The following is a 23908-nucleotide window of genomic DNA, read 5'->3' as shown; positions in this document are numbered from 1 at the left end:
CGACCGGGTAGCGCACGTACGTGCCTTTCGTTTGGGTGGGGGTGGCTTGGTGCTCAGGCGGCCTGGACGGGCCGCTTGCCGAGGTCTTCGGTCCTGGTCCGGTAGGTCTCCTTGACCCACACGGCGGTCACGACGGCGGAGACCAGGCAGCAGGCGGCCGTGAAGACGGCAACGGGGAGCCACCCGTCAGGGCCGGGCTGGACGATGGCGGCGGCAATGGCGGGTGCGAAGCCGGTGACGACGAGCCCCAGCTGGGAGGCAGTGGCTGCTCCCGTGTAGCGGATCCTGGTCTCGAACATTTCCGCGGTCATGGATGGGCCGAGCGGGTTGACCATGCCGTAGCCGACGGTCATGAAGAGGATGGCCGTGGCGAAGATCAGCGGGATGGAGCCGGCGCTGATCGACCAGAAGAAGGCAAAGACAGCCCCGGCGCAGACGATGTTGCCCGTGATGAACACCGGTTTACGTCCGATCCGGTCCGCCAGGATGCCGGCGTACGGCTGGACGATGATGCCCAGGGCCGCGGTGACGATGGTGACGGTGAGCATGACGGCCGCGGGGACTCCGAGCTTGCCGGCGTAGGCCAGCCCGAAGGCAGCGAACACCGAGGAGACCACGCTCCACAGGCCGAAGAGGATCACCTTGAGGATGGTGGCCCAGTGGTCGCGGAGGACCACCTTGATGGGCAGTTCCTGCTTGTGGTCCTCCTCCTTGGCGGCCTCGAACACTTCCGATTCCGGGAGGCGGAGACGGATGTACAGGCCCACCGCGACAACCAGGATGCTGGCAAGGAACGGCAGGCGCCATCCCCACGCGAGCAGGTCGTCCTGGGGCAGGAGCGAAACTGCAAGGAATGCCAGCGACGCCAGCATGATGCCTGCCACGGCTCCGGTGTTGACCCAGCTGGCGTAAAAGGCCCGTTTGTGGGTGGGGGCGTGTTCCATGGTCATGGTGACGGCACCGACTGATTCGCCGGCCGCCGAGGCTCCCTGCAGTGCGCGCAGGAGAACCAGCAGGACCGGCGCGGCGGCACCGATGGCGGACACCGGAGGAAGGCAGCCGATCAGGAACGTGGCCACTCCCATGAGGACCAGCGTCAGGACCAGCATCTGCCGGCGCCCGATCCGGTCGCCGAAGTGGCCAATCACGCCGGCAGCCAGGGGCCGCACCACGTAGCCGATACCAATGGTTGCCATGGACAAGACCATCCCGAGGGCGGGATCGATGCCCGGGAAGAAGATCTTGTTGAAGATCAGCGCCGAGGCTGAGCCGTAGATGAAGAAGTCGTAGTACTCGAGGGTGCTGCCGATGAAGCTGGCGACTGCTGCCCGGCGGGCATTCTGCGTGCCCTGTTCGGTGGATGCGGGAAGTGACATGGCGTCCGGGGACAACGGCGTCACCGGGCTGGGACCTGCGGTCATTGCGGATCTCCTGGAAATGATGGGTCAGCAGGCGCCTGCTGGGGACTGTGCGTGCCGGCGCGGGATGTGGCCCGGATCACTGGCTAAATGTTATGCGCTTATCAAGACGACCGTCAACAAATATGCAAAGTAAATTTGCTCCGCTTTGCCTGCCTGCGAAGATGGGGTGTGACTTCTAAGCCGCATCCATTCCCAGGCGGGCCCGCCGAACCCCGTGTTGCCGCCGAGGAAGTCAATTTCCCGCGCCCATCGAAAGGCTCGGCGACCCAGCACCTGGTGGTCACGATGCTGGCGGACTATTGGCGCGACTACACCGGGTGGCTGCCCTCCCGGCTGATTGTGTCCCTGGCCGCGGCCCTGGGCCTCAGCTCTTCCGCTGCCTCAACAGCCCTCAGCCGGCTCGCAGGGCGCGCCGTCCTGGAACAGTCGAGTGCGGGGCGCGCTTCCCGGTACAGGTTCACCCCGGAGGCGAGGGCACGCCTGGAGATCGGGGTGAGACAGATCAGTGGCTTCGGCTCCGGGGAACGCCCCTGGGATGGCATGTGGACCGTGGTGGCCTTCAGTGTCCCGGAGCGCTCGCGCGAAGTGCGCGAGCTGCTGCGGAGCCGGCTCAAATGGCTGGGGTTCGCTCCGTTGTATGGGGCGGTGTGGGTTTCCGCGTGGGACACCGCCGACGACCTGGAGGATTCCTGCCGCCACCTGGGGGTGGAGAACTACGTCATCTTCCGCACCGCCGCGGAAGGGCTGCGCGGGCGGCCGTTGTTGGAGGCCTGGGACCTGGACGAAGTACGCCGGCAGTACACCCCCTTCATCAACGCCTACCGCCAGAAAACTGACGCCCTGGCCGGCGAACGCCTCCCGGGGGAAGAGGCCTTTCGGCTGAGGACCGAGGTGATGGACGCCTGGCGGGCGTTCCCCTGGGAGGACCCCGGGCTCCCCCCGGAGCTGCTGCCCCACGATTTCCCCTTGTTCGAAGCGCGCCGCATCCTATTAGCCCTCTACAACCCGTTACTGGAGGATGCCCGTTCCTACGCGGAGGAGGCTGCGGAGAGGCTGGCACCCGGGGCTGCCGGGCACAGCAGGCCCTTCGTACTGGAGGGCTAAGGCTTCCCTGCCACCCCCTTCATGTCTGCCATGTTCCGTGGACAGAGACAAATAAGACAGACAAATACCCGGTCTCTCCGTCCCGCCATATGATTTATTCATGACCATCCCAAAGGCGGCGTTGTCCCCGGACCTGCATTCGTCGCTGGTCGACAACCTGGGGCTTGCCATTGCCGAGGGAACACTGGCACCGAACTCCATCCTGCGGCTGGACGAACTGGAAACCCAGCACAAGGTGTCCCGATCCGTGATCCGGGAGGCCACCCGCGTCCTGTCTTCCATGGGAATGCTCGAGTCCCGCCGGCGCCTGGGCACGGTGGTCCAGCCAGAGGCGAGCTGGAACCTCTACGACCCTCAGGTGATCCGGTGGCGGCTGGCGTCGGCCAAGCGGCTGGAGCAGCTGCGGGCCCTGAATGAATTGCGCGGCGCCATTGAACCGCAGGCCGCCCGCCTGGCCGCTGAACGGGCGTCACTCGATGCAGCCAGCGACCTTGTCTCCATGGCCGCCCGCCTGTGGGCCGTCGGGCAGCGCGGGGACCAGGACGAATTCCTCCGCCTGGACATCGAGTTCCACGCCGCGGTCCTGAACGCCTCGGGCAACCTGATGTTTTCGCAGCTGCACAACCTCGTGGCGGAAGTGCTGGCCGGGCGGACGCAGCACGGACTGATGCCGCATCTGCCGGACCACGAGGCGCTGCAGCTGCACGTGGATGTGGCCAGTGCCATCCAGCACCGCGACCCGGGAGCCGCGCTCGCGGCCATGAGCAGGATCGTGGAGCAGTCCACCGAGGAAATGGGCGACATCTGGTCCAGCAGCCACCAGGAAGAAAGTTCCGGGCAGCCCTGATCCCTTGGCCGCGGCTAAGGCCGGCGCACCGCCGCCAGCTGGCCCGCCAGGAACTCCAGGGCCGCCTGCCCTTCCGGCAGCCCGGCCGTGTGGTTGAGGTGGCCGTGCACGGCGCCCTCGGCCAGGAAATAGGACACCGGAACCCCTGCCCGCTCCAATGCCGAGGCAAACTGCTCGGTTGAGCCGCGGGCGTCGTCGTACTCGCAGGCAAGCAGGGCGGCGGGCGGAAGCCCGGCAGGATCCGCATAGCCGGGCATCGCATAGGACGGCGCCATGCTGACCGGCCCGCCCACGTAGTTCTCCGCCGTCCGGATGCAGTCCTCCAACGTGAACCGCAGGTGCCGCGGCAGCCCGGCCATGGCCTCATCGTCCAGTCCCCCGGCAGGCGCTGGGAGTTCGGCGTCCAGGAAGGGGTAGGCCAGCAGCAGTTTCGCGGGCAGCGGCTTGCCGGCGTCCACGAGGTACAGTGCGGCCCCTACTGCGAGGTTGCCCCCGGCGCCGGCCCCGCCCAGGCAGAGCAGGTCCGGATCCAGGCCGAGGGATCCGGCGTTCTTCCGGGCCCAGAACCACCCTGCCAGGGTGTCATCATGCGGAACGGGAAAGGACACGCCGTTGCGCGCCAGGCGGTAGTCCACGGACAACACCGGCGTCCCCCGGGCAGCGAGCACGCGTGCCAGGTAATCCGATTCGGGGCTGTCAATGCTGCCGCTGACGAAGCCGCCGCCGTGCAGCCACACGAGGCCCGGGCTGCCCGGAGCTCCGGGTTCGCCGTAGATCCGTATGCCTACCGGCCCGTGCCGGCCGTCCGCGGCCACCGTGCGGATGGGCACCACGGGTCCGGGCGAGCGCACGGCGTCCGGGTTGAGGAACTGCGGGCCTTCCGGGGTTGCCAGGTACTCCGCGAACCCGGCGTCAGGCGCCTGGCGGTCGTGCCCCGTGCCGGCGGCCGGGGCGGAGTCTGCACGTTTGGTGGGGGTCATGGTGTGCCCAGCTTCCGTGAGAAGTAGTCGACGGCGGTGGCCAGGATGGTGTCCATCTGGTCCTCCGCACCGAAGAAGCAGTGGTCGCCGCCTTGGATGGTGACCACGTCATGCTCCACGCCGGCCTCCGCGAGTGCCGCGGCCAGCAGGTCGGTCTGCGAATGCGGCACCAGCCCGTCGGAGTCACCGTGGACCAGGAGGAACGGGGCGGCGCCGGCATCCACGTAGCTGACCGGGCTGGCCGCGGCCAGTAGCTCCGGATCATCCGAGCCGCCCACCAGCATGTGTTCGGGCTGCAGGGACATGCCCGGCGGCACGGCGGCGGTCAACGCGTCCGGAAACAGGCCGTCGGGCCGCTGCATGGGCGGGATGTCCACCAGGGAGGAAACACCGTAGAAGTCGACGACGGCGCTGACGCTGCTGGAGCGCCCCTGCACGCCGAGGCCGCCCTCCAGGTCCGGGCGGTTCCCGGTCAGCCCCAGGAGCGCCACCAGGTGCCCGCCGGCGGATTCGCCCCAGGCCCCGAACCGTTCCGGGTCGATGTTGAGGTCTGCGGCGAATTCGCGGAGGTACCGGACGGCGGCCTTGAGGTCGTGCAGCTGCGCCGGGAAGGGTGCTTCCAGGGAGTGCCGGTAGTCGGCCGTGGCGCAGGCGATGCCGGCCTGGTTGAGCAGCCGGAAAACGGAGTCCGGCACAAATGTGGGCGGCAGTTCCCGCCGGTCGCCCAGCTGGAACGCGCCGCCGTGCACCCACAGCACCAGCGGCGTGGGTCCGGCAGCGTTGCGGGGCAGCCAGATGTCCAGCTTCAGCGGCCGGAAGCCGAGTGCGCGGGCGTACGTCACTTCGCGGTGGGCCAGGGAACCGTCGCCCACCCGCTCCGGCCTGCCGGGGGCATCGTAGACCGGGAAGGCCGGAACAGTCCGGCCTCCGGGGCGGGAAACGTCAGGGCGGGACGGGTCGAGTACCCCGGTAGCGTCTTCCACTGTCATAGTGTGCTCCTCATCAGCTCAGGTTGGGTGCTGTCCCCGCCGGGTGCGACCAGGAAAGTATGGTGTCCGGGCCCGACGACGGCTGCCGGCCGGCCGGGCAGCAGCACCTCGGCGGTGGTGCCGGCGGGGATCGTGGCAGTGAGCGTCAGCACGGCGCCGTCCGCCGGGTCCGTCGACACAGCCCAATGCACTTCGATCAGGCCGTGCGGCCCCTGGTGGGAGGTGGATGCGGAGGTGAGTCCGGCGCCGGGGCGGGGTTCGATGACCACCCGGTCCCAGCCTGCGCTTCCGGGTGCCTGGCGAAGCCCGGCCGTGTACCTGTGCAGGAAGGACACCACGGCGCCCTTGCTGTAATGGTTGAGCGACTGGTGCGGGATGCCGTCGCCGTCGATGCCGTTCCAGAGTTCCCATACTGTGGTGGCGCCGCGGTCCACCATGGCCAGCCACGACGGTTCGGAGTCCTGCATGAGCAGTTCGTAGGCGAGGTCCAGTTCGCCGTTGTCAGCCAGGACGGGCAGCAGATAGGGCGTGGCCAGGAAGCCGGTGCCGAGGTGGGTGCCGGCGCCACGGATCAGTTCCGCCAGCTGCGCGGTGACGGTGGTGCGGTGTACCGGGCTGACAAGGTGGAAGGCGAGGGCGCGGACGCAGTTGGCCTGGCTGGCGTGGGTGACATGCCCGGCGGCGTCGAGGTATTCCGTTTCCCAGGCGTCCCGGATGCTTGCCGAAAGTTCCGCCAGCGCGGCGGCCTCCCCGGCGAGCCCCAGGATCGAGGCGATGCGTGCCATCAGGTCCGTGGTGTGCCGGTAGTAGGCGGTGGCCACGATGCCGTTGTCCGCGGTGCGGGCGGCAAACAGGTCCGGTTCCGGGCCGTCCGGCTCCATCCATTCGCCGAAGTGGAAGCCCGTGTCCCACAGGTACTTCTCGTGGGCGGCCGGGAACGGCGCCTGCGCTGCGCGGGCAGCATGCCGCCGGGTTTCGGCGGCCGTGCGGACGAAACCGAGCCAGCGCTTCATCGCCTCCCAGTTCTCGGCGAGGATGGCGGCATCGCCGGTGGCCAGATAAGCCTCCCACGGCACCATCACGATCGCGTCGCCCCAGCCGGCCGAGCCGTTGGTGAAGGCCATGAATTCGGCCGAGGTGGCCTCCGGCCCGGGTGTCGGCGAGATGTTGGCGATGACGCCGTCCTCCCACTGGTCGGCGCGGACGTCGCGGAGCCACTTCCGGGTAAAGCCGGTGACGTCGTACAGGTACGCGGCGGTGGGGACGAACAGCTGCCAGTCCCCGGTCCAGCCGGCCTTCTCGCGCTGCGGGCAGTCGGTGGGGACGTCGCAGGTGTTCCCCAGGAAGCTCCACTCCACAATCCCGTGGAGCTTGTTCAGCCGCTCATCGCTGCAGCTGAAGGTGCCGATGCGCTCCATGTCCGTCCGGACCAGGCAGGCGGTGATGTCCGCCGGTGCCAGGTCCGCGGCGAGGCCCTGCAAGGAGACGTACCGGAAGCCGTGGGTGGTGTGCCGGGGCTCAAAGACTTCGCCCGGGGCCCCGGAAGCGGCGACCGTGTCCACCTGGCCGGCGGCGAGGAAGGCCCCCGGTGAGCGGAAATCATGCGGCCGCAGGTGGTCCCGGGTGACGTCACCGTCCGGCCCCAGGGCCTCGCCGTACTCCAGCGCGACGGTTTCGCCCGGCGCCCCCAGTTGGGTAAGGCGGATCCAGCCGTGGAGGTTCTGGCCGAAGTCCACCACCTGGTTGCCGTTTGGCAGGCGGGTGATGGAAACGGGAACCAGTTCCCCGGTCACGCGGGTGGGAGGGGCCAGGGGGCCGGCCAGCTGTGTGAAGCTGCCGGGGCGGACGACGGCGGCACGCACCCTGGGCGCCTTGCCTCCAGTAGGTGTGCTCCCGGCGTCGTGCGCCCGGAAGTCGACCCGCTGGCCCGCCATGAGGTCGGCGCCGGTGATCTCCGTGGCGGACACCAGCCAGGAGCTGTCGGTGCCGATGACCTGCGTGGCGGTCCCGGACCCCACCTCGAGCTGCGCAAGGAAAGCTGTTTGCGTACCGTACATGTCGGCGTCGCGCGTGTACCCGAAGCTGCCGCGGTACCAGCCGTCGGTGAGGATGGCCCGGATGGTGTTGGCACCCTCGCGGAGCAGGCCGGTGACGTCATAGGCCTGGACCTGGAGGGTGGTGTTGTAGCTGGTGGAACCGGGGGTGAGCTGCTGGTCCCCCACGCGGCGGCCGTTGATGAAGAGTTCGTAGATGCCGTGGGCGGTGGCGTAGGCGCGGGCCTTCTCCGGGGCGGCGTCCAGCGTGAAGGTCTTGGTGAAGGCGTAGCCGGGGCGCTCCCCCGCCCGCGCCATTGCCGGTTCGTCGGCGCCGATCCACTGCGCCGTCCAGTCGGTGGCGTGCAGGAGTCCCAGTTCCACAGGCATGGGCTGTGACCAGCCGGTAGGTGTTTCGTTGCCGGCTTCATCGGTGTTCCAGGTGCGGACGCGCCATTCGAAACGGCTGCGGGAGTCCAGCGCGGGGCCGGTGTACGGGGCGGCGCACGCGGCTGATTCCTGCCTGCCGGTGTCCCAGCCGTTGCTGGCGGTGATCCGGTACGCAGCCTGGGTGGTGCTGCCGGCGGGCGGCGTCCAGCTGAGCCGGGGTGCACTAACGGTCAAGCCCATGGCTTCCGGCAGGTGTTCGGCCCGAAGCCGGGTTGGGACGGTCATGCGGCAGGACTCCTGGATGCGGTTGCTGGGAGTTCCAGCTTCCTGTCCGGCCACTGGTCCTCTACACAGCTCTTTCAATGGTTGGAATAGTATTGTGGTTCAGCTCACTGCCTTCCCCGTGGGCCACAGGAACTGCCAACGGCGCTAGGAACCACTGCCATGATTGCCACTCCGGAAACGGACACCCCGCCTGCGCGCGGAAAGCGGCCCAAACAGGGCGAACCCGTCATCGACCGCGCGCTGAGCCTGCTCGCCGTCTTCTCGGACCGGCGCCGCGCGCTGACCCTGTCCGAGCTGGCCCGCCACGCGGACATGCCCGCGCCCACTGCGCTGCGCCTGATCGCCCGGTTGGTGGCGTGGGGCGCGTTGGAAAGGCTCGACGACGGCCGGTACGTGGTGGGGGTCCGGCTGTGGGAAGTGGCTTCCCTGTCTCCGCGCGGGCACGGTGTGCGGGAAATTGCGCTTCCCTACCTTGAGGACCTGTTCGAGGTCACCCGGCACCATGTCCTGCTCGCAGTCCGGGACAACGAGCAGGCGGTGCTGATTGAGCGGCTGTCCGGGAAGGACGCCACCGAGGTCGCCTACCGGGTGGGCGGCCGGGCGCCGCTTCGCTCAACGGCCATCGGATTGGTGCTGCTCGCAGGAGCGGACCAGCAGTTCCAGGAGACCATCCTGAAACGCCCTCCGGAGAACGAGCCCGGCGTGCCCGAAATGCCGGAGGGGCAGCTGCGCCGGACACTCTCCGACGTGCGGCGGACCGGCATCGCCATGATCCGCCGGACCGTCCCGTCCCGGACGGTCTCCGTGGCCTCGCCCATCTTCGATGCGCAGGGCACCGTGGTGGCCTCGCTGTCGATTGTGGTTCCGGACGGTGCCACGCCGCCCAACGTCCTTGCCCCGGCGGTCCGTGCCGCCGCCCGCGCGGTGTCCCGGAACATGGGCTTCCAGGCCCAGGCAAGCTCCGGCTTGTGGACCCACTCCCGGGGGTAGAGCGGGCTATTTAGCGGGCGCCGGGGCGTTCCGGGCGAAGGTGCGGGCAGCCCGTGAACCGGCCGCCGCACTTGCCCCGATGGTGATGAGCGCCCCCAGGATCAACGCCGAGGCTTCCCCCGGTTCCAGCAGGTCCAACTGGGAGCCGATGGTGGCAGCGGCAACGGGCACGCCCAGTTGGGATGCGGACAGCACGGCGAGCGGCAGCGGCTGGCCCAGCAGGCGCAGGCTGCCGTGGACCAGGAGGGTGCCGGCCCCGAGGCAGATCCCGAGGAGCACCATGCCCGGCGTGCCGGCCAGCGCACGCAGGTCCAGCGATGCGCCCAGCCACACAAAGAACACCGGCCCCAGGAAACCGTCGCTGACCGCGAAGAGCTGGTGCGCCAGGCGCCGGGGTTCACCCACCGCCGCCACCACCAGTCCGAAGGAGAATCCGGCAAGCATGATGGACACGTGCCCTGCGACGGCAAGCCCGGACAATGCGAAGAGCAGCGCAAGCTGGATCCGCAGTTCCAGGGCGAACTTCCGCTCCTCGGACACGTCGTGCACCCGCCCGCGGGTGCCGCTGCGCTCCAGCCAGCGCAGCAGGAAGAAGAGCAGCACGGAGCAGGCTGCGACGGCGGAGGCCCCCATCGCTGCCCTCGGCGCGTTGGGCGGGTCCACGGCGAGTGGAAGCGCCACGATGCAGGCGATGTCCGCCACCGCCACCTGCGCCGTCGTCGTAAGGACCTTTGGTCCCGTCAGCTGCAGGGAGTCGACGATGGGCAGGACAAGGGCCGCCGAGGAGGAGGCGAGCAGCACTATGTAGAGCGGTGCGTGCCCGGTGCCGAAGGCGAAGGCGATGAGGATTCCGACGCCGGCCGCGAGGACCGCTGCGATGGCGGCCCGCAGGGCGCCGCCGCCCAGGGCAGGGCGGAGGGCCTTGTCCCGCACCGGCACATGCGTTCCGGCGACGAACATGATGAGGGCGAATCCGACGTCCGCAACGAACGTGAACGTCGGGTCCGAGGAGTCCACCAGGCCCAGGCCGGTTCGGCCGATGGCGATGCCCGCGAGCAGTTGCCCCAGCACCATGGGAAGGTGCCAGGTCCGGGGAAACGCCAGCAGGGGCCCGAGGAGCGCGACGGCGGCAATCAGCGAAAGCTGGAAGAACGACACCTGCCTCCTTTTGCCGGCGCGCCCGGATCACTGGCCGCCGCAGTCATCGGCAGCTCGCCGGCGCCGCGGACGGATTGTGCGCCCACAGTACTCATGCCCCTGCGGGCGGTCAACGGCACCGCAAGGCGCATCAGGGCCGGTCAGGACGCGGACCGCGTGTCGAACGCCGCCGCTGATTCGCGCAGGAGCCGCGCAACGGTGTCCACCGGGGTGCTGGAACGCCGGCGCCCCTCGAACCGCCGCAGGACGATGCGCCGCGTCCCCAGCCCGGGAACGTCAAGGATGTCCACCCCTTCATGCGCCACTCCGGCCAGGGCCAGGGTGGGCACAATGGCAACCCCCTCGCCGGCAGCGACGAGCGCGAGCGCCGTGAGGGTCTCCTGGTACTGATGGACCGTCTCTATGGTGGCGCCCGTCGAATGGCGCAGCCGCCCCAGGACCGCGGAGTTGGCGGCCGATGAGTTCACTCCGAGCCAGGGAACCGGCAGCCTGCCGAGGTCAACATTCTCGGTAGTGAGCAGGGCCCCGGAGGGGACCACCAGCCTCCACGGTTCATCCAGCAGTGGTTCCTCGATCATTCCGGCTCCGAGGGAAAGCTGGCCGGCGGTGGTGGAGTCATGTTCCACCACCACGGCGTCGAGCTGGCGCTGCCGGAGCAGCCGCATCAGTGCGGGAAAATCATCCTCCACGATGTGGATCTGGAGTTGTGGATACTGGCTCCGCCACTCGGGCAGCCGGGGAATCACCACGGTGCGGACAAAGCTGGTGAAGCCGCCCAGCCGCACCACGCCTGAAATGTTGGCCCCGCTCTCCATCCGGGTCCGGGCGACGCTGAGGGCGCGTTCAATCTCTTCGCCGGCTTCAGCCATGGCGAGGCCTGCGGGAGTCAGCACTGACCCTTTTGGCGTACGGACCATCAGCGCGTGCCCGGTTTCCCGCTCCAGCTTGGTGATTTGCTGGGACACCGCGGAGGGCGTCAGGCGCAGTTCGTCGGCGGCGGCCAGCACGCCGCCCGTCCGGGCAACAGCGAGAAGCACAAGCAGCCGGCGCGGATCCATATCCATATTAAGCATTTCTAAACCAGGCGTGCAGAAGAATGCAATTGATCTACATGTCTTCAGGCCCCCAGAATTGCCATCAGGCAACGATTCACGAAAGGACACCTATGGAACTCGTATGGGAAATCTCCGGTTGGGCCGGCGCCGCCATGTTTCTGACGGCGTTCCTGTCGGTCTCCATGGGCTGGGTGAAGGCCGGCCGGGCGTTCCAAAGCGCAAACCTGCTCGGGGCCGCTGCCTTCATCCTCAACGGCGCCTTCCACGAAGCGTGGCCCTCAGTGGCCACCAACGCCGCGTGGCTCCTCATCTCCGCCGTTTCGCTCCTCCGCATGCGGGGCGCCCGGGGTACCGATGCCGGCGCCGTGGCCGCGTAGCGGGTCAGTCCTTGCCGCGGTAGGAAAGCCGGCGGACCAGGACCTCGCCGTCCACAGCGAAGACGCCGAAGGCCCGGCCGGTGAAGCCCTTGGCGGTCTCGAAAGCCCAATGCCTGCCATCGAGCTCGGTGAGCAGCTCATCGTCCGGGTTGCGGCCGGGCCCGGAGGACCGGACCAGGAGGCGGATCCTGTCGCCGCCCACGGCACCGGCGCTGAAGTCCGACGGCGGCGGGCTGGCCACGATGGCAAGTTCAACGTCTCCGGACGGAACCGTTGTTTCCCAGGTGCGGTCAAAGCCTGCGACGACGGCGCGCGCCGTGATCCGGACAGATCCGCCGTCCTGGGCGGCTTCGATGCCGAACCAGTTGTCCTCGGCGTTCCGCACGGCGATGCCGCCCGCGCCGGCGGCGACGTCAAGCACGGCCCTGAATTCCATCCCGAGGTGGCGCTGGCGTTGGGCCAGGAAACAAGGCCGGCCCGAGCCCATGGTGTTGCCTTCGCCCGTGAGCAGGAGCCCCTTGGAGGTGGGGGCGGAGAACTCCGCCGGTACCCTGCGCACGCCGATCCATTGCGGGTCCTCCAGCCCGGCGCCGTTGCTGAAGTCATACTCACACTCCTCGGGCCGGCCCCCTGTCACACGGGGAAGCCGCGCATGCGGCCAGCCGTCGGCCCAGTCCACTGCGGTCAGGAACGTCTCCCGGCCCAAGGGCGAGAAAGACTTCGCCAGCCCCAGCGGGCGGACGCCGAGCAGGACCATGGCCGTTCCGCCGTCGGGCAGGTCAACGAGGTCTGCGTGCCCGGTGTTCTGGACGGGCGAACCGGTTCCCGCGGCGGTAAGGATGGGATTATGCGGCGCGGATTCGAACGGGCCTTCCGGGTGCCGCGAGCGGGCCACTGTGACGGCGTGGCCGCGGTCCGTTCCGCCTTCCGCGGCCAGCAGGTACCACCAGTCACCGCGCCGGTAGAGGTGCGGTCCTTCGGGTGAGTAAAGTCCGCTGCCGGACCACAGTGCCCGCGGCTGTTCGAGGGCTTCCCCGGTCTCGAGGTCCACCCGGACCTGCTGGATCGCGTCAGGGTGGCGGGCAAAGGTCACGTACGCAGTTCCGTCGTCGTCCCAGGCGAGGTCGGGGTCGATGCCGTCCACCGCTTCGATGACGGTGCCGTCGCTCCACGGGCCGGCCGGGTCGGTGGCCGTGAACACCACGCAGCCCCGCCCGCCGAGGAAGACGGAGACGATCAGGTAGAACAGCCCATCCCGGTAGCGGAGGGTCGGCGCCCACACGCCTCCCGGCGTGGGAACGTTGGCGATCCGTACCTGCTCCTCCCTCGTGGCCACGTGGCCCACAAGTTGCCAGCGTTCCAAGTCCGGGCTGTGATAGACCGGCAGGCCGGGCAGGTATTCGAAGGACGAAGTGACCACGTAGTAGCCCTCCGGGCTGGTGGCGATGCTCGGGTCAGGGTTGAAGCCCGAAAGGATGGGGTTGGAGTTCATTCCGCCATCGTGCCGTGCAGCAGCGTCCGGGGCAGGGCCCGGTTTCAATCGTTGGAAGGCGTTCTTCGGCGCTGCTGCCCTAGTTGTACTGGCCCTTGATCACAAAGTAGGAGCCACGGATGGTGCCGGCAAGCTTGGACTTCTGACGGGCGAACTTGAAGCTGGAGGCCAGTTCTTCAGGCACCTCCATGCCGTCCGAAAGCTTGAAGCCAACCGCCCGCTTGCCACCTTCCTCGAGGCCGTACATGACATTGATGGACAGCCCTGATTCGTAGAAGACGTACGCCATCCGCAGGCCGTCCACCTCGAAGGATGACACCTCCAGGGGCTTGGACGCGATGACCAGATTCCGCTCCGCGGACAGGATGTTGGTGATGTACTGCAGCGTCTCCGGATCATCTTCCGCCGGGGTGGTGGTGAAGTCGTGGTCGTACTTGTTCTTGTAGTAGCGCGCCTCGTTGGCGCGCAGCCCCGCCAGCGCGTCGGCAACCGGCGACGATTCCAAACCAACAGTCGAGACGTTCTTGAAATCCACGGTGTACGGCATGAGTCCTCCTGGTTTTGTCCTGTGGCACATCGTTGCAGATCAGCGCCCGTGTTGCATCCGGCACCGCAGGCCCGCGTCACAGGATCCGGATACCCGCCCCGCTGACGTCCACTTCGGTCAGCCGCACACGTTCGTCGGGCGTGCTGTTCGGCCAGTGAAAGGCCAGGTAGTCACGGCCGCCGGACGCGCGAAGGACCATGCCGTGGCCGCCGTCGCTGGACCACAGGGGTTCAGGACGTTGGATCCAGGGCCCTGTGACGGTTCCGCTGGCCGATTCGGCGAGGCCCATGGCATACCCGTCCTCGCCGTGGCTGGACCACAGCATCAGCAGGGTGCCCCCGGCCCCGCCGATGAGGAACGGGCCATCGGTGAACAACGGGTCCGTGGCAAGGTTGAGCCCCTTTGGTGGTTCCATGCCCCCCGGGAAACGAAGGGGACGGGTCCAGTTGGCCGAGGACGCCGCGAACAAGAGGACCGGCTCTCCAACGGTGCAGCGCAGGTCCGCTGAGAGGTGGACCGCGTACAGTTCCCCGTCCCGGATTCCCGGTCCGGCCGGCGTCCCCTCGGTGCCGCGGCTGTAAACCAGCCAGCGGGCGCCGCCGTCGTCGACATGCAGGGTTCCGTCCAGGCACGGCTGGGTTGGCGGGGTGACCGGCCCGTCGCTCCACGGCTGGTAGGGGCCTGTGGGGTTGTCAGAGGCGAGTACCGCAACACCGCGCGGACGTGCACCGGAGGATGTCGCCAAGGTGGCGAGCATGAAGAACCGTCCGTCCAGGGCATACACCTCCGGCGCCCAGAACTGGGTGTCCGCCCAGAAGCCGGCCGGCGGCCGGAACGCCGCGATGGGGCCTTCCCAGTGCTCCAGGTCGCGGCTGGTGTAGCAGTCAAAGCCGGTGGCGGGGCCGCCCCACACGTTCTCATCGCTGGTTCCGAACAAGACGAACTCACCGGGAGCGGCCTCCAGGATGAACGGGTCCCGCATCCGGATTCCGTCGAGGCGCAGGTGCTGGACCGTCGCCTGGTGGCCCATCAGCGGCTCGCCTGGTAATCGAGCACAGGTGCCGGTGCGCAGGCAAAGTGGTACTCGCCGCCCTCAACCGTGTGCCGCTCGCCGTCCGGAAGCACGACGTCGGCCGCCACCCCGGCAGGGACGGTCGCCTCCAGACGGAACGCACCGCCGTCGAGCGTCCATTCCACCCGGACCTCACCGTGCGGGGTCTTCAGGGACGTCCTGGCCCAGCTGATCCCCTCCCCCGGCCGCGGCTGGATCAGTACGCGCGCGTAGCCGGGTTCGGCGGGCCGGATGCCCCCAATGGCCTTGTGCATCCAGTCCGCCACCGCACCCAGGGCGTAGTGGTTGAAGCTGGTCATTTCGCCGGGGTTGATGGTGCCGTCAGGGAGCATGGAATCCCAGCGTTCCCAAACGGTGGTGGCACCCATGGTCACCGGGTACAACCAGGACGGGCAGCCCTCCTCCAGCAACAGGCGGTAGGCCTCGTCCACATGTCCGGTGTCGGTGAGTGCGTGGGTGATGAACGGCGTTCCCGCGAATCCGGTGGACACCCGGTAGTTGTTGTCCCGCACCAGTTCCGCCAGGCGGGTCCCGGCGAACTCCCGCAGCTCCGGGGTGGCCAGGATGTCGAAGGCGATAGCCAGCGCGTAGACCGTGGTGCAGTCGCTGCGGATGGTGCCGTCGGCAGCGACGTAGTTCTCGGCGAAGGCGGTACGCACCCGGGCGGCGAGCGCCTCGAAGTGGGCCTCGTCGTCGTGCCTGCCCAGCAGCCCGGCAGCCTGGGCGGTTAGGCGCGCGGTGCGGTACATGCATGCGGTGGCCACCACGCCGGTGTCCGCCTTGGCCGCCCATGGCTGGTCCGGCGCGGCGTCGGGGTCCAGCCAGTCGCCGAACTGGAAGCCGGAGTCCCACAGGCCCGTGGGCGAGAGCAGCCCCTCCACCCGGCGGGTGTGCGAGGCCATCGACTCGTACTGGTTCCGCAGCACGCTGAGGTCCCCGTAGGCCTCCCAGAGTGCCCATGGCACCCACACGGAGGCTTCACTCCACAGGGCGGACGATTCCGGAGCCGGGAATTCGGGCGGCTGCGGGCAGTATTTCAGGGCATCGGGCACGGTGATGGGCACCAGACCGTTCGCGGCCTTCTGCTCGGCGGCAAGGTCCAGGAGCCAGTCCTGCAGGAAGCCCTTGACGTCGTACAGATACGCCGCAGTGGGGGCGAACACGGCGATGTCGCCAGTCCAGCCCAGCCGTTCGTCGCGCTGCGGGCAGTCAGTGGGCAGGTCCAGGAAGTTGCCGCGCAGGCCCCAGACGATGTTGCGGTGCAACTGGTTCACCAGCTCGTTGGAGCATTCGAAGGTGCCGGTGCGTTCCAGGTCGGAGTGGACCACCACGGCCTCAACGTCATCCGCGGTCAGTGTTCCCGGCCAGCCGGCGATCTCGGCGTAGCGGAAGCCATGGAAGGTCTTGGTGGGCTCGAAGGAGTCCAGGCCGCCGGAGAGGATGAAAGTGTCCGTGGCCTTGGCTGACCGCAGGGGCCGGACGCCCAGCTCTCCGGCTTCGAGGACCTCGGCGTGCCGCACGGTGATGGCCTGCCCGGCCTCGCCCTGCACGGTAAACCGGAGCCAGCCCACCAGGTTCTGGCCGAAGTCCACCAGGGTACGGCCGGAGGGAGACGTGAAGATTTCCACGGGACGCACGACGCCGGCCCGAACCACGGGCGGGCCGACCGGCTCAGCAAGCCGGTCGGCGTCGAACGCCAGCTCCCGTACGCCGGTCCAGTCAGCGCCCGGCACATAGCCGGGCTCCGCCCACCCCTTGTGAAGGCGGCGGGCGTCGATGGTCTGGCCGTCGTAGAGGTCGTTAGACGTGGTGGCGGACGGGCCTGCCTGCCAGGAGGCATCGGAGGCGATCGACTGCACGTGGCCGTCCGCGAACTCGATGTCCAACTGGCCGAAGAATCCCAGCTCACTGCCGTAGAGGTTGGCCATGCCGTGCCAGGCCAGCCGGCCGCGGTACCAGCCGTTGCCCAGTTCCACGCCCAGCACGCTGGTGGGCGTCACCAGGGTTGTGACGTCATAGCTGCGGTACCGGAGCCGCCACTCATAGGCGCTCCAGCCCGGGCTCAGGACGTCGTCCCCCACTTGCGTGCCGTTGATGCAGGCCTCGTAGATGCCGAAGGCGGTGGCCCGCAGCGTCGCCTTGACCACGCCGCCGTGGCCCTCCTCAAGCCGGAATTCCTTGCGGAGGCGCGGGGCGCCGTCGAAGTCCTGCCCGGGCGAAATCATGGCAGCGAGCCAAGGAGTGGAAGTCATGGAAGGAGGGGTCCGTTCTGTATAGCGGGTTTCAGGCGTGCAGGCAGTGACAGCAGGGCGGTGGGCTAAAGGGGTATAACGTCCAGTGCATTCGGGGCGATGATTTCCCCCTCGTAGCCGACGGCTTCGGCCGCGGGAACCGCCAGCGCAAGCCAGGTGGATGGTGGTTGCGCAACAGGCGTGTAGTGGCTGAAGACCAGCTTCTTGGCTTGCGCAGCGAGGGCTACAGCAGGCAGGTCGAGGACGCTGGAGTGTGCCTCGAACAGATGCTTCTTCAGCTCCTCTCCACGCGGGAAGGGAAGTTCGGCTGCAATGCGCTCAATGGCGCTGTTGTCCTGCGTTTCATGGACGAGCACATCACACCCCTTGGCGATGGCCGCAAGATTAGCGTCATGGGCGGCCGTGTCACCGGAAAACACCACCACCTTGCCGGTGCCCTTGACCGTAAACCGGTAGGCATAGGCGTTCGCCACTTCCGGGCCATGGAACACCCTGGTGGCATCTACACGGACGTTGGCGTCTTCCATGACGGGGACGACTGCCCTGTCCGGGGGCACCTCGATGTCATGGCCATCAGGTGCCATGAAGGCACCGAAACCACCGCCGGACTCGAAAAGGGCAATCTCGTCCCCGAAGCCGGCGAGGAGATTCGTTGCTTTTTGCTTAGTCCCGGGTGGGCCCCAGATATCCACGGGCGGCAGGGGCGGGCGTGCTGTCCACCCGTGCAGCAGGAGTCCCGGCAGCCCGGAAGTGTGGTCCAGGTGATGGTGCGTGATGAACACGTTGCGAATGCCGGCGAATCCCAGTCCGGCCCTGACGAGCTGTCTTGGCGTATCAAGCCCGCAGTCAACCAGATACACCGCGTCATTGACCACCAGCGCCAAGGCGGGTTTGGCTTCGTCGGGACCCACCACGGGACCACCATTGACTCCCAGCATGACGATCCTGTCGGTGAATCGAGCCGGCCGCTGTCGTTGCTCTGTCATCAGGGCTCCACTTCTGTGTTGAAGGCTGTCGTTGCAGCGATGGGGTGGCGTCCCCTTCGCTGACTGGAGGTTCAGGCGTAGTGGCAGGCGACGTCGGCCGTTTCCACCCGGCGCAGCGCCGGCCGTTCGGCGGCGCACAGGTCGGTGGCCAGCGGGCAGCGGAGCCGGAAGGGGCAGCCGCCGGGTGCGGGCACCGCAGCGGCCCCGGTACGGACGCCCAGTGATTCGCGGCCTTCGCGACGCGCCGCCTGCTCCGCCGGCCGCGGCACGGGGGAGGCCGCCACCAGCGCCTGCGTGAACGGGTGCCTGGGGTTCCCGGTGACGGCGGCGGCAGGACCGCTTTCCATCACCTGGCCGCGGTACAGCACCACCACGCGCTGGGCCAGGAATTGCACCACGGCGATGTCGTGCGCGATGAACAGGTAGCTGAGGCCCCGCTCGTCGCGGAGGTCGGCCAGCAGGTTGAGCACCTGCGCCTGGGTGGAAAGGTCAAGGGCACTGACGGCTTCGTCGCAGACCACCAGCTGGGGATCGCAGATCAGGGCGCGGGCCACGGAGATGCGCTGGCGCTGGCCGCCGGAGAACTGGCTGGGGTACCGGTCCACGGCCTCCCGGGGCAGGCCCACACGTTCCAGCATGTCCTCGGCCTTTACCCGGGCCTCCGCAGCGGCGATGCCGCGCAGGCGCAGGGGTTCGGCCAGGGAGGTGCCGATGGTGTTCCGGGGGTTCAGGGAGGAGTTGGGGTCCTGGAAGACGGCCCGCAGTTCCCCGCCCAGGTCCCGGCGCTGGGCCGCGGTGGCGGAGGTGATGTCCCGGCCCTGGTAGTTGATGGTGCCGCCGGAAACTTTCTGCAGGCCAAGGATTGCCTTGCCGATGGTGGACTTGCCAGAGCCGGATTCCCCCACCAGGCCCACCGTTTCACCGCGGGCGATACTGAAGCTGACGCGATCGACGGCGGCAGGTGCTGTGGCTGCCCGGCGACCGCGGCCGTAGCGCACCACCAGGTCCTTCACTTCGAGCATGGGGACGGTGGTGGCCGGCGTGGGCCCTGGGCGCTCCGTGACTGCGGTGCTCATGCCATGTCCTTTTCGGTGAGTAGCGTCTCTTTGGAGGTGACCTCGAGCAGGCGGGAGGCCGGGATGTCGGTGGCCAGCCAGTCCATGCCTTCGACGGCGAGCTGGTCCGCTTTGACGCACCGCACCAGGCCCTCTGCTGCGCCGGAGGGCAGCAGAGGGACGGGTTCGAGGCAGGCGGAGCCGGCGAACTGGCAGCGGGCGGCGAACCGGCAGCCGGTGGGCCAGTCCTTGGGCTGGGGTACCTGCCCTTGAATCGTGGCGAGGCGTTCCGGCATGTCGTTTGCATGGTTGGCGTGCGGGTCCGCGGCCAGCAGGGCCAGCGTGTACGGGTGTCGGGGGCTGTCCAGGATGGCTGCTGTCCTGCCGTTTTCCACCACCTGCCCGGCATACATCACGGCCACCTGGTCGCAGATGTCCGCCACCACGCCGAGGTCGTGGGTGACCATGACCACGGACATGCCGGTGTCCTTCACCAGTGCACGGAGCAGGGAAAGGATTTCGGCCTGGACCGTAACGTCCAGGGCAGTGGTGGGTTCGTCCGCCACCAGCAGCCGGGGCTGTCCGGAGAGGGCAAGGGCGATCGCCACGCGCTGCGCCATGCCGCCGCTGATCTGGTGCGGATAGGTCTTCAGAATCCGGGCAGCATCAACGATGCCCACTTTCTCCAGCAGGCTGAGCGCTTCCTTGCGGGCCTCGGCGTTGCCCATTCCGCGGAGCCGGCGGATGGTGGCGGTGAGCTGGTAGCCGACGGTGAACATCGGGTCCAGGGCGCGCATGGGTTCCTGGCTGATCAGGGCGATTTCGCGGCCGCGGACGGATTCCATGTCCTTGTCCGTGGTCGCGGCAAGGTTCCTGCCGTTCCAGAGGATTTGTCCGCCGGTGACGGAAACGCCGGAGGGCAGCAACCCGAGCAGGGACAGTGCGGTCATCGTCTTGCCGCAGCCGGACTCCCCCACCAGGCCCAGGACCGTGCCCTGTTCTACGTCGAAGGAGACGTCGGTGACGAGCCGGACGCCGTTGTCGACGCCGACGGAGAGGTTGCGGACACTGAGCGTCCCCTTGGCCGTTTCCCGAACAAGGGCGCCGTCCTTCGCGGTAGGGACAGGGGCGGCGGCGATTGCGGCGACGGCCTTTGCGCGCTGCCTGCGTGCCGCGGCGGAGGGCAGGTGCGGTGCGGCGGCGTTGGGTGCCTTGCCCAGGGCGTTGCCGATGGCATTGGCCGACAGGACCGTGAGCGCCAGGACGGCACCGGTGGGGACCATCATCCACGGGGCATCGTAGACATGCTGGGAGGCACCCTGGATCATGCCGCCCCAGCTGGGCTGCGGGATGGGCGGCCCGAAGCCGATGAAAGCCAGGCCGGCCTGGATGAGCATGCCGACGGCGAAGATGAGTGCCGCCTGGACCACGATGGTGTTGGCCAGCCCGGGCAGGACGTGGCGGAGGCTGATGCGCAGCGGGCTGGCGCCGTCCACCTTGGCCGCGTCCACATAGAGCTGGGACTGCAGCGACTTGGCCTGGCCCAGGATCACCCGGTAGATACCGGCGGACATCAGGATGCCCAGGATGGCCATGACCACGGGGATGTTGGTTCCCACCGCGCCGATCACGGCCAGGATAATCACCGTGCCCGGCAGGGACATCATGACCTCGGTGACCCGGCTGATCACGCCTTCGGTCCGTTCACCGGCGCCGGCAGCAAGCATGGCCAGGATGGTGCCGAGCCCGACGCCGACAATCACCGTGAGCATGGACGTTCCCAGGGTGCCTGCCGCCGCGGCGAAGATGCGGCTGAGGATGTCACGGCCCAGTTCATCCGTTCCCAGCCAGTGCGCGCCGGTGGGGCCGGACAGGACGGCAGTGAAGTCCTGGTCCTCGGTTTTGTACGGCAGCCACAGCGGCGCGGTCAGTGACGCGGCGACCATCGCCACGAGCCAGACGAGCCCGGCCACGGCGCCGGGCGACGCGAACAGCCGGTGTCCGGAAAATTTGGCGATGGCGGCCTTGCCGGCATTGCGCACGGGCGCCGTTGCCGGCGTCGGGGTTTCCAGCTGGTCTGCGGGGACCGGAGCCATTGAAGGGATCATGAGGCACGCAACTTCGGGTCGAGGAACTTGGTGGCCAACTCCAGCACCAGGTTGACGGCGACCACCACCACGGTGGCGATGACCACCACGCCCTGCACGGCGGGGGCGTCATGGGTGCTGACCGAGGTCTGGACGGCCTGGCCCAGGCCGGGCATGGCGAACAGCTGCTCAGCGATGACGGAGCCGCCGAACAGGCCGATGAACTGCAGGGCGATGCCGGCCACGATGGGCAGGCTGGCGTAGCGCAGGGCGTGGACGTAGAGGATTTTCCAGGTGGGGGTGGCCGTGGCGCGCAGCGTGCGGATGTGTTCCTGCTGCAGGGCCTCGAGCATGGAGGCCCTGGTCTGCCGGGCGATGAAGGCCGCACCGCCCACTGCCAGGGTGATCACCGGCAGCGCCAGGGACAGCGCCCAGTCCTGCGGGGAGACCTCGAACGGGACGTAGCCGGTGGCGGGAAAGATGGAGGACTGGACGGCAAAAAGGTAGACGAAGAGGACACCCACCCAGAACGCGGGCAGTGCCACCAGGAGGCCGACGAAGCCGCCGATGGCTTGGTCCAGCACTCCCCCGCGGACGGCCGCGGTGACGCCAAGGGCGATGCCCAGGACGGCACTGAGGATGGTGGCACCGGCGGCAAGGGAGGCGGTGACAGGCAACCGGCTCGCCAGGTCCGCGCTGACGGAGCGGCCATCGATGAGCGAGATGCCCAGGTCGCCCTGGACCGCGGAACCGAGCCAGGTAAAGAACTGCGCGGGGAGCGGGTCGTTCCAGCCCAGCCGCTGGTTGACTTCGTCGATGGCCTCCTGGGAGGCTCCGGCGCCGAGGGACACGGCCCCGGGGCTGCCCGGCATCGCGTGCACCAGCAGGAATGCCAGCACCGCAACCACCAGCACGGTGGCCAGCGCCATCAGCAGGCGCTTGGTGATGAATAGTGCCATGGTGACCTCCATCGGTCAGGCCGTCCTGCCGGGTGCTCCCGTGGCGGAGAGCACCCGGCAGGACGGTGCGGGTGTTAGCTGGCCGGGGTGTAGGACGAAAGGAGCGGGTAGGCGTTGGTGCCGGCGAACTTCACCGGAGCCACCTTCTTGGTGTTGTAGCCCTGGTTGGTAAGCGCCTCGTACAGCGGGATCATCCAGCCGGACTCCATCAGGCGGGTGTTCAGCTTCGTGGCGGCTGCCTTGGCGGCGGCGTCGTCCTTGGCGGCGGCCAGTTCGCCGGTGGCGGCGCTGAGCTGGTCATCGGTGGCCTTCTGGACGTTGGTGAAGCCGTTGAGGACCACGCCGTACATCACGCCGACGGGGTTGTCCCAGTTCAGCGGCGCGTAGCCCAGGGGCGTGGTGGCGACGGCGGCGAAGGCTTCATCCGTTGACGCGGCCATCTTCACGTTCATGGTGATGCCGACGGCGGCGAGGTCCTTCTGGACGGCCTGCAGGTCCGTTTGGGTCTGGGCGCTGGCGATGATGGTGAACTCGAAGCCGTTGGGGTAGCCGGCCTCGGCCAGCAGGCTCTTGGCCTTGTCCGGGTTGTACGCGAATTCGGTTTCAAGGTCCTTGGTGAAGCCCGCTGAATCCTTGGGGAGGGCGTTCCAGGCCGGGACATCGCCCTTGTGCAGGGCGTCCACCAGGGCCTGGCGGTTGATGGCGTACTGGATGGCCTGCCGGACCTTCTCCTGGGCGAACGCCGGGGCGGTCTTGCCGATCTTGTCGAAGGAGATCATGGTGTTGACGGTGCCGCCGATCTGGGTGACCCCGACGCCCTTCGACTTGGCGAAGTCAACCGTGTTCGAGGTCAGCATGGCCACGTCCGCCTGGCCGGACACGAGGGCGTTGGCCCGGGCCTGCGGGTCCTGGACCACGCTGAAGACCACCTTCTTGTAGGCGTACTTGGACGCGTCGGCGCTCTTGTCGTTCTTCACCATCACGTACTTGTTGCCCTTCACGGTGGAGGGGTCCAGGGTGTACGGGCCGGAACCGTCCGGGGTTGCCGACAGGCTGGCGGTGTCTGTGACACCGTTCTTGCCCACGATCATGCCGGTGGTGGAGGCCAGGTTCTTTTCAAATCCCGGCTGCGGCTTGGCGAACGTCAGGGATACCTGGGTGGGACTCACCACATCCACGGAGGTGATTTCCTGCGCACCACCCTTGGCGACGGCCGAGTACGCGCTCAGTGCGGGATCGGAGCGGCGGTCGAGGTTGGCCTTGACCAGTGCGGCGTCCAGCTTGGAACCGTCCGTGAACGTGACGTCGTCCTTGAGTGTCAGCGTCAGGACCGTGTTGTCCGCGTTGTAGCTGAACTCCTTGGCCAGGCCCGGCCCCGTGGAACCGTCCGGCTGCAGGGTCATGAGGCTGTCGTAGAGGCCTTCGAAGAACTGGCGCTGCGCTGCGGAGACGCGCAGCGGGTCGTAGCCGAAGGAGGCCGAGTCGCTGTCGATGGCCAGCGTGATGCTGCCGGTGTCGGCTTTGGCGGAGGCCTGGCTGGATCCGCCGCCACAGGCGGCCAGGGAGCCGATCAGCAGGGCACCCGTCAGGACGGCAGCGCTGCCGCGTGCGGTGGAGGTCATAAGTTTCATCTGGTGCGCCTTCGCATTCTTCTATGACGGTGACAAACGGAGGAAATTCGAGGGGCCGGGGCTGTCCGGCTCCCTTCAAGAATCCGTTGGGGCCTGCTGGACCAAACATGAGAATGTCATTGATTGAAAAAGTATTGTGGCGGCGGTCACGCGGTTGGACAGGATGGAGGCAGGCAGTGAGGCCTGGGACGCCGGCGT

General features: G+C 68.2%; 19 protein-coding genes. 4 read left to right on the top strand and 15 right to left on the bottom strand.

Going from position 1 to position 23908, the window contains the following annotated elements:
• Positions 1-53 precede the first annotated feature (53 nt).
• Positions 54-1421 carry an MFS transporter gene (locus NIBR502770_RS19650; protein WP_141183069.1) on the bottom strand — a complete coding sequence of 456 codons (1368 nt, stop codon included), beginning with the start codon at positions 1419-1421 and terminating at the stop codon, positions 54-56.
• Positions 1422-1589: 168 nt separating this feature from the next.
• Between NIBR502770_RS19650 and NIBR502770_RS19645 the strand changes: the two genes are divergently transcribed.
• Positions 1590-2525: a PaaX family transcriptional regulator C-terminal domain-containing protein gene (locus NIBR502770_RS19645; protein WP_246857333.1), complete on the top strand. Its 936-nt coding sequence runs from the start codon at positions 1590-1592 to the stop codon at positions 2523-2525.
• A gap of 100 nt (positions 2526-2625) precedes the next feature.
• Positions 2626-3372, top strand: a complete 747-nt coding sequence (locus tag NIBR502770_RS19640) for a FadR/GntR family transcriptional regulator (protein WP_141158490.1) — start codon at positions 2626-2628, stop codon at positions 3370-3372.
• A gap of 14 nt (positions 3373-3386) precedes the next feature.
• Here NIBR502770_RS19640 and NIBR502770_RS19635 read toward each other — a convergent pair whose 3' ends face one another.
• Genes NIBR502770_RS19635 through NIBR502770_RS19625 form a run of 3 tightly spaced genes read right to left on the bottom strand, consistent with a single transcriptional unit; the run spans position 3387 to position 8049 of the window.
• Entirely contained in the window at positions 3387-4352 is a 966-nt protein-coding gene (locus NIBR502770_RS19635; protein ID WP_141158491.1) for an alpha/beta hydrolase, read from the bottom strand.
• The gene (locus NIBR502770_RS19630; protein WP_141158492.1) at positions 4349-5341 is read right to left on the bottom strand and encodes an alpha/beta hydrolase; all 993 of its coding nucleotides are present in this window, start codon (positions 5339-5341) and stop codon (positions 4349-4351) included. Before NIBR502770_RS19630 ends, NIBR502770_RS19635 begins: the two co-directional genes overlap by 4 nt.
• Positions 5338-8049 (bottom strand): alpha-L-rhamnosidase, encoded by a 2712-nt coding sequence (locus tag NIBR502770_RS19625; RefSeq protein ID WP_141183067.1) that lies wholly within the window; start codon positions 8047-8049, stop codon positions 5338-5340. Before NIBR502770_RS19625 ends, NIBR502770_RS19630 begins: the two co-directional genes overlap by 4 nt.
• Before the next feature lie 159 nt (positions 8050-8208).
• Between NIBR502770_RS19625 and NIBR502770_RS19620 the strand changes: the two genes are divergently transcribed.
• A complete protein-coding gene (locus tag NIBR502770_RS19620) occupies positions 8209-9039 on the top strand; it encodes an IclR family transcriptional regulator (RefSeq protein WP_141158494.1) in 831 nt (276 codons plus the stop codon).
• Positions 9040-9045: 6 nt separating this feature from the next.
• Here NIBR502770_RS19620 and NIBR502770_RS19615 read toward each other — a convergent pair whose 3' ends face one another.
• Both NIBR502770_RS19615 and NIBR502770_RS19610 read right to left on the bottom strand, forming a co-directional pair.
• Positions 9046-10197: a cation:proton antiporter gene (locus NIBR502770_RS19615; RefSeq protein WP_141183066.1), complete on the bottom strand. Its 1152-nt coding sequence runs from the start codon at positions 10195-10197 to the stop codon at positions 9046-9048.
• Between the two features lie 140 nt (positions 10198-10337).
• Positions 10338-11261: a LysR family transcriptional regulator gene (locus tag NIBR502770_RS19610; RefSeq protein WP_141183065.1), complete on the bottom strand. Its 924-nt coding sequence runs from the start codon at positions 11259-11261 to the stop codon at positions 10338-10340.
• A gap of 101 nt (positions 11262-11362) precedes the next feature.
• Between NIBR502770_RS19610 and NIBR502770_RS19605 the strand changes: the two genes are divergently transcribed.
• Positions 11363-11629, top strand: a complete 267-nt coding sequence (locus NIBR502770_RS19605; protein WP_141183064.1) for a hypothetical protein — start codon at positions 11363-11365, stop codon at positions 11627-11629.
• A 4-nt stretch (positions 11630-11633) separates the two neighbouring features.
• Here NIBR502770_RS19605 and NIBR502770_RS19600 read toward each other — a convergent pair whose 3' ends face one another.
• The 9 genes from NIBR502770_RS19600 to NIBR502770_RS19560 form a co-directional block, all read right to left on the bottom strand.
• Positions 11634-13121: a glycoside hydrolase family 43 protein gene (locus tag NIBR502770_RS19600; protein WP_141158498.1), complete on the bottom strand. Its 1488-nt coding sequence runs from the start codon at positions 13119-13121 to the stop codon at positions 11634-11636.
• Between the two features lie 79 nt (positions 13122-13200).
• A complete protein-coding gene (locus tag NIBR502770_RS19595; RefSeq protein ID WP_141158499.1) occupies positions 13201-13668 on the bottom strand; it encodes a phage tail protein in 468 nt (155 codons plus the stop codon).
• A 76-nt stretch (positions 13669-13744) separates the two neighbouring features.
• Complete coding sequence (locus tag NIBR502770_RS19590; protein ID WP_246857332.1) at positions 13745-14698, bottom strand: glycoside hydrolase family 43 protein; 954 nt, start codon at positions 14696-14698, stop codon at positions 13745-13747.
• Positions 14698-16992 carry a family 78 glycoside hydrolase catalytic domain gene (locus NIBR502770_RS19585; RefSeq protein ID WP_141183063.1) on the bottom strand — a complete coding sequence of 765 codons (2295 nt, stop codon included), beginning with the start codon at positions 16990-16992 and terminating at the stop codon, positions 14698-14700. The genes NIBR502770_RS19590 and NIBR502770_RS19585 overlap by 1 nt, the downstream gene beginning before the upstream one ends.
• 65 nt (positions 16993-17057) lie before the next feature.
• Positions 17058-17978: an MBL fold metallo-hydrolase gene (locus NIBR502770_RS19580; protein ID WP_141183062.1), complete on the bottom strand. Its 921-nt coding sequence runs from the start codon at positions 17976-17978 to the stop codon at positions 17058-17060.
• Between the two features lie 71 nt (positions 17979-18049).
• On the bottom strand, positions 18050-19054 hold the full coding sequence (locus tag NIBR502770_RS19575; protein WP_141183061.1) for an ABC transporter ATP-binding protein: 1005 nt from the start codon (positions 19052-19054) through the stop codon (positions 18050-18052).
• Positions 19051-21141, bottom strand: a complete 2091-nt coding sequence (locus NIBR502770_RS19570) for a dipeptide/oligopeptide/nickel ABC transporter permease/ATP-binding protein (protein ID WP_141183060.1) — start codon at positions 21139-21141, stop codon at positions 19051-19053. Before NIBR502770_RS19570 ends, NIBR502770_RS19575 begins: the two co-directional genes overlap by 4 nt.
• Positions 21138-22091 carry an ABC transporter permease gene (locus NIBR502770_RS19565; RefSeq protein ID WP_141158504.1) on the bottom strand — a complete coding sequence of 318 codons (954 nt, stop codon included), beginning with the start codon at positions 22089-22091 and terminating at the stop codon, positions 21138-21140. The genes NIBR502770_RS19570 and NIBR502770_RS19565 overlap by 4 nt, the downstream gene beginning before the upstream one ends.
• A gap of 62 nt (positions 22092-22153) precedes the next feature.
• A complete protein-coding gene (locus tag NIBR502770_RS19560) occupies positions 22154-23710 on the bottom strand; it encodes an ABC transporter substrate-binding protein (protein ID WP_141158505.1) in 1557 nt (518 codons plus the stop codon).
• Positions 23711-23908 lie beyond the last annotated feature (198 nt).

It is taken from the genome of Pseudarthrobacter sp. NIBRBAC000502770 (genome assembly GCF_006517815.1).
Lineage (GTDB): Bacteria > Actinomycetota > Actinomycetes > Actinomycetales > Micrococcaceae > Arthrobacter > Arthrobacter niigatensis.
This window is presented reverse-complemented; position numbering and strand designations above follow the sequence as displayed.

What these genes read in the sequence shown, in the direction of transcription:
- NIBR502770_RS19635 (WP_141158491.1), bottom strand. Translation starts at nt 4,352, where the DNA reads ATGACCCCCACCAAACGTGCAGACTCCGCCCCGGCCGCCGGCACGGGG.
- NIBR502770_RS19620 (WP_141158494.1), top strand. Translation starts at nt 8,209, where the DNA reads ATGATTGCCACTCCGGAAACGGACACCCCGCCTGCGCGCGGAAAGCGG.
- NIBR502770_RS19560 (WP_141158505.1), bottom strand. Translation starts at nt 23,710, where the DNA reads ATGAAACTTATGACCTCCACCGCACGCGGCAGCGCTGCCGTCCTGACG.
- NIBR502770_RS19640 (WP_141158490.1), top strand. Translation starts at nt 2,626, where the DNA reads ATGACCATCCCAAAGGCGGCGTTGTCCCCGGACCTGCATTCGTCGCTG.
- NIBR502770_RS19630 (WP_141158492.1), bottom strand. Translation starts at nt 5,341, where the DNA reads ATGACAGTGGAAGACGCTACCGGGGTACTCGACCCGTCCCGCCCTGAC.
- NIBR502770_RS19650 (WP_141183069.1), bottom strand. Translation starts at nt 1,421, where the DNA reads ATGACCGCAGGTCCCAGCCCGGTGACGCCGTTGTCCCCGGACGCCATG.
- NIBR502770_RS19585 (WP_141183063.1), bottom strand. Translation starts at nt 16,992, where the DNA reads ATGACTTCCACTCCTTGGCTCGCTGCCATGATTTCGCCCGGGCAGGAC.
- NIBR502770_RS19610 (WP_141183065.1), bottom strand. Translation starts at nt 11,261, where the DNA reads ATGGATATGGATCCGCGCCGGCTGCTTGTGCTTCTCGCTGTTGCCCGG.
- NIBR502770_RS19600 (WP_141158498.1), bottom strand. Translation starts at nt 13,121, where the DNA reads ATGAACTCCAACCCCATCCTTTCGGGCTTCAACCCTGACCCGAGCATC.
- NIBR502770_RS19570 (WP_141183060.1), bottom strand. Translation starts at nt 21,141, where the DNA reads ATGATCCCTTCAATGGCTCCGGTCCCCGCAGACCAGCTGGAAACCCCG.
- NIBR502770_RS19575 (WP_141183061.1), bottom strand. Translation starts at nt 19,054, where the DNA reads ATGAGCACCGCAGTCACGGAGCGCCCAGGGCCCACGCCGGCCACCACC.
- NIBR502770_RS19580 (WP_141183062.1), bottom strand. Translation starts at nt 17,978, where the DNA reads ATGACAGAGCAACGACAGCGGCCGGCTCGATTCACCGACAGGATCGTC.
- NIBR502770_RS19590 (WP_246857332.1), bottom strand. Translation starts at nt 14,698, where the DNA reads ATGGGCCACCAGGCGACGGTCCAGCACCTGCGCCTCGACGGAATCCGG.
- NIBR502770_RS19565 (WP_141158504.1), bottom strand. Translation starts at nt 22,091, where the DNA reads ATGGAGGTCACCATGGCACTATTCATCACCAAGCGCCTGCTGATGGCG.
- NIBR502770_RS19595 (WP_141158499.1), bottom strand. Translation starts at nt 13,668, where the DNA reads ATGCCGTACACCGTGGATTTCAAGAACGTCTCGACTGTTGGTTTGGAA.
- NIBR502770_RS19625 (WP_141183067.1), bottom strand. Translation starts at nt 8,049, where the DNA reads ATGACCGTCCCAACCCGGCTTCGGGCCGAACACCTGCCGGAAGCCATG.
- NIBR502770_RS19605 (WP_141183064.1), top strand. Translation starts at nt 11,363, where the DNA reads ATGGAACTCGTATGGGAAATCTCCGGTTGGGCCGGCGCCGCCATGTTT.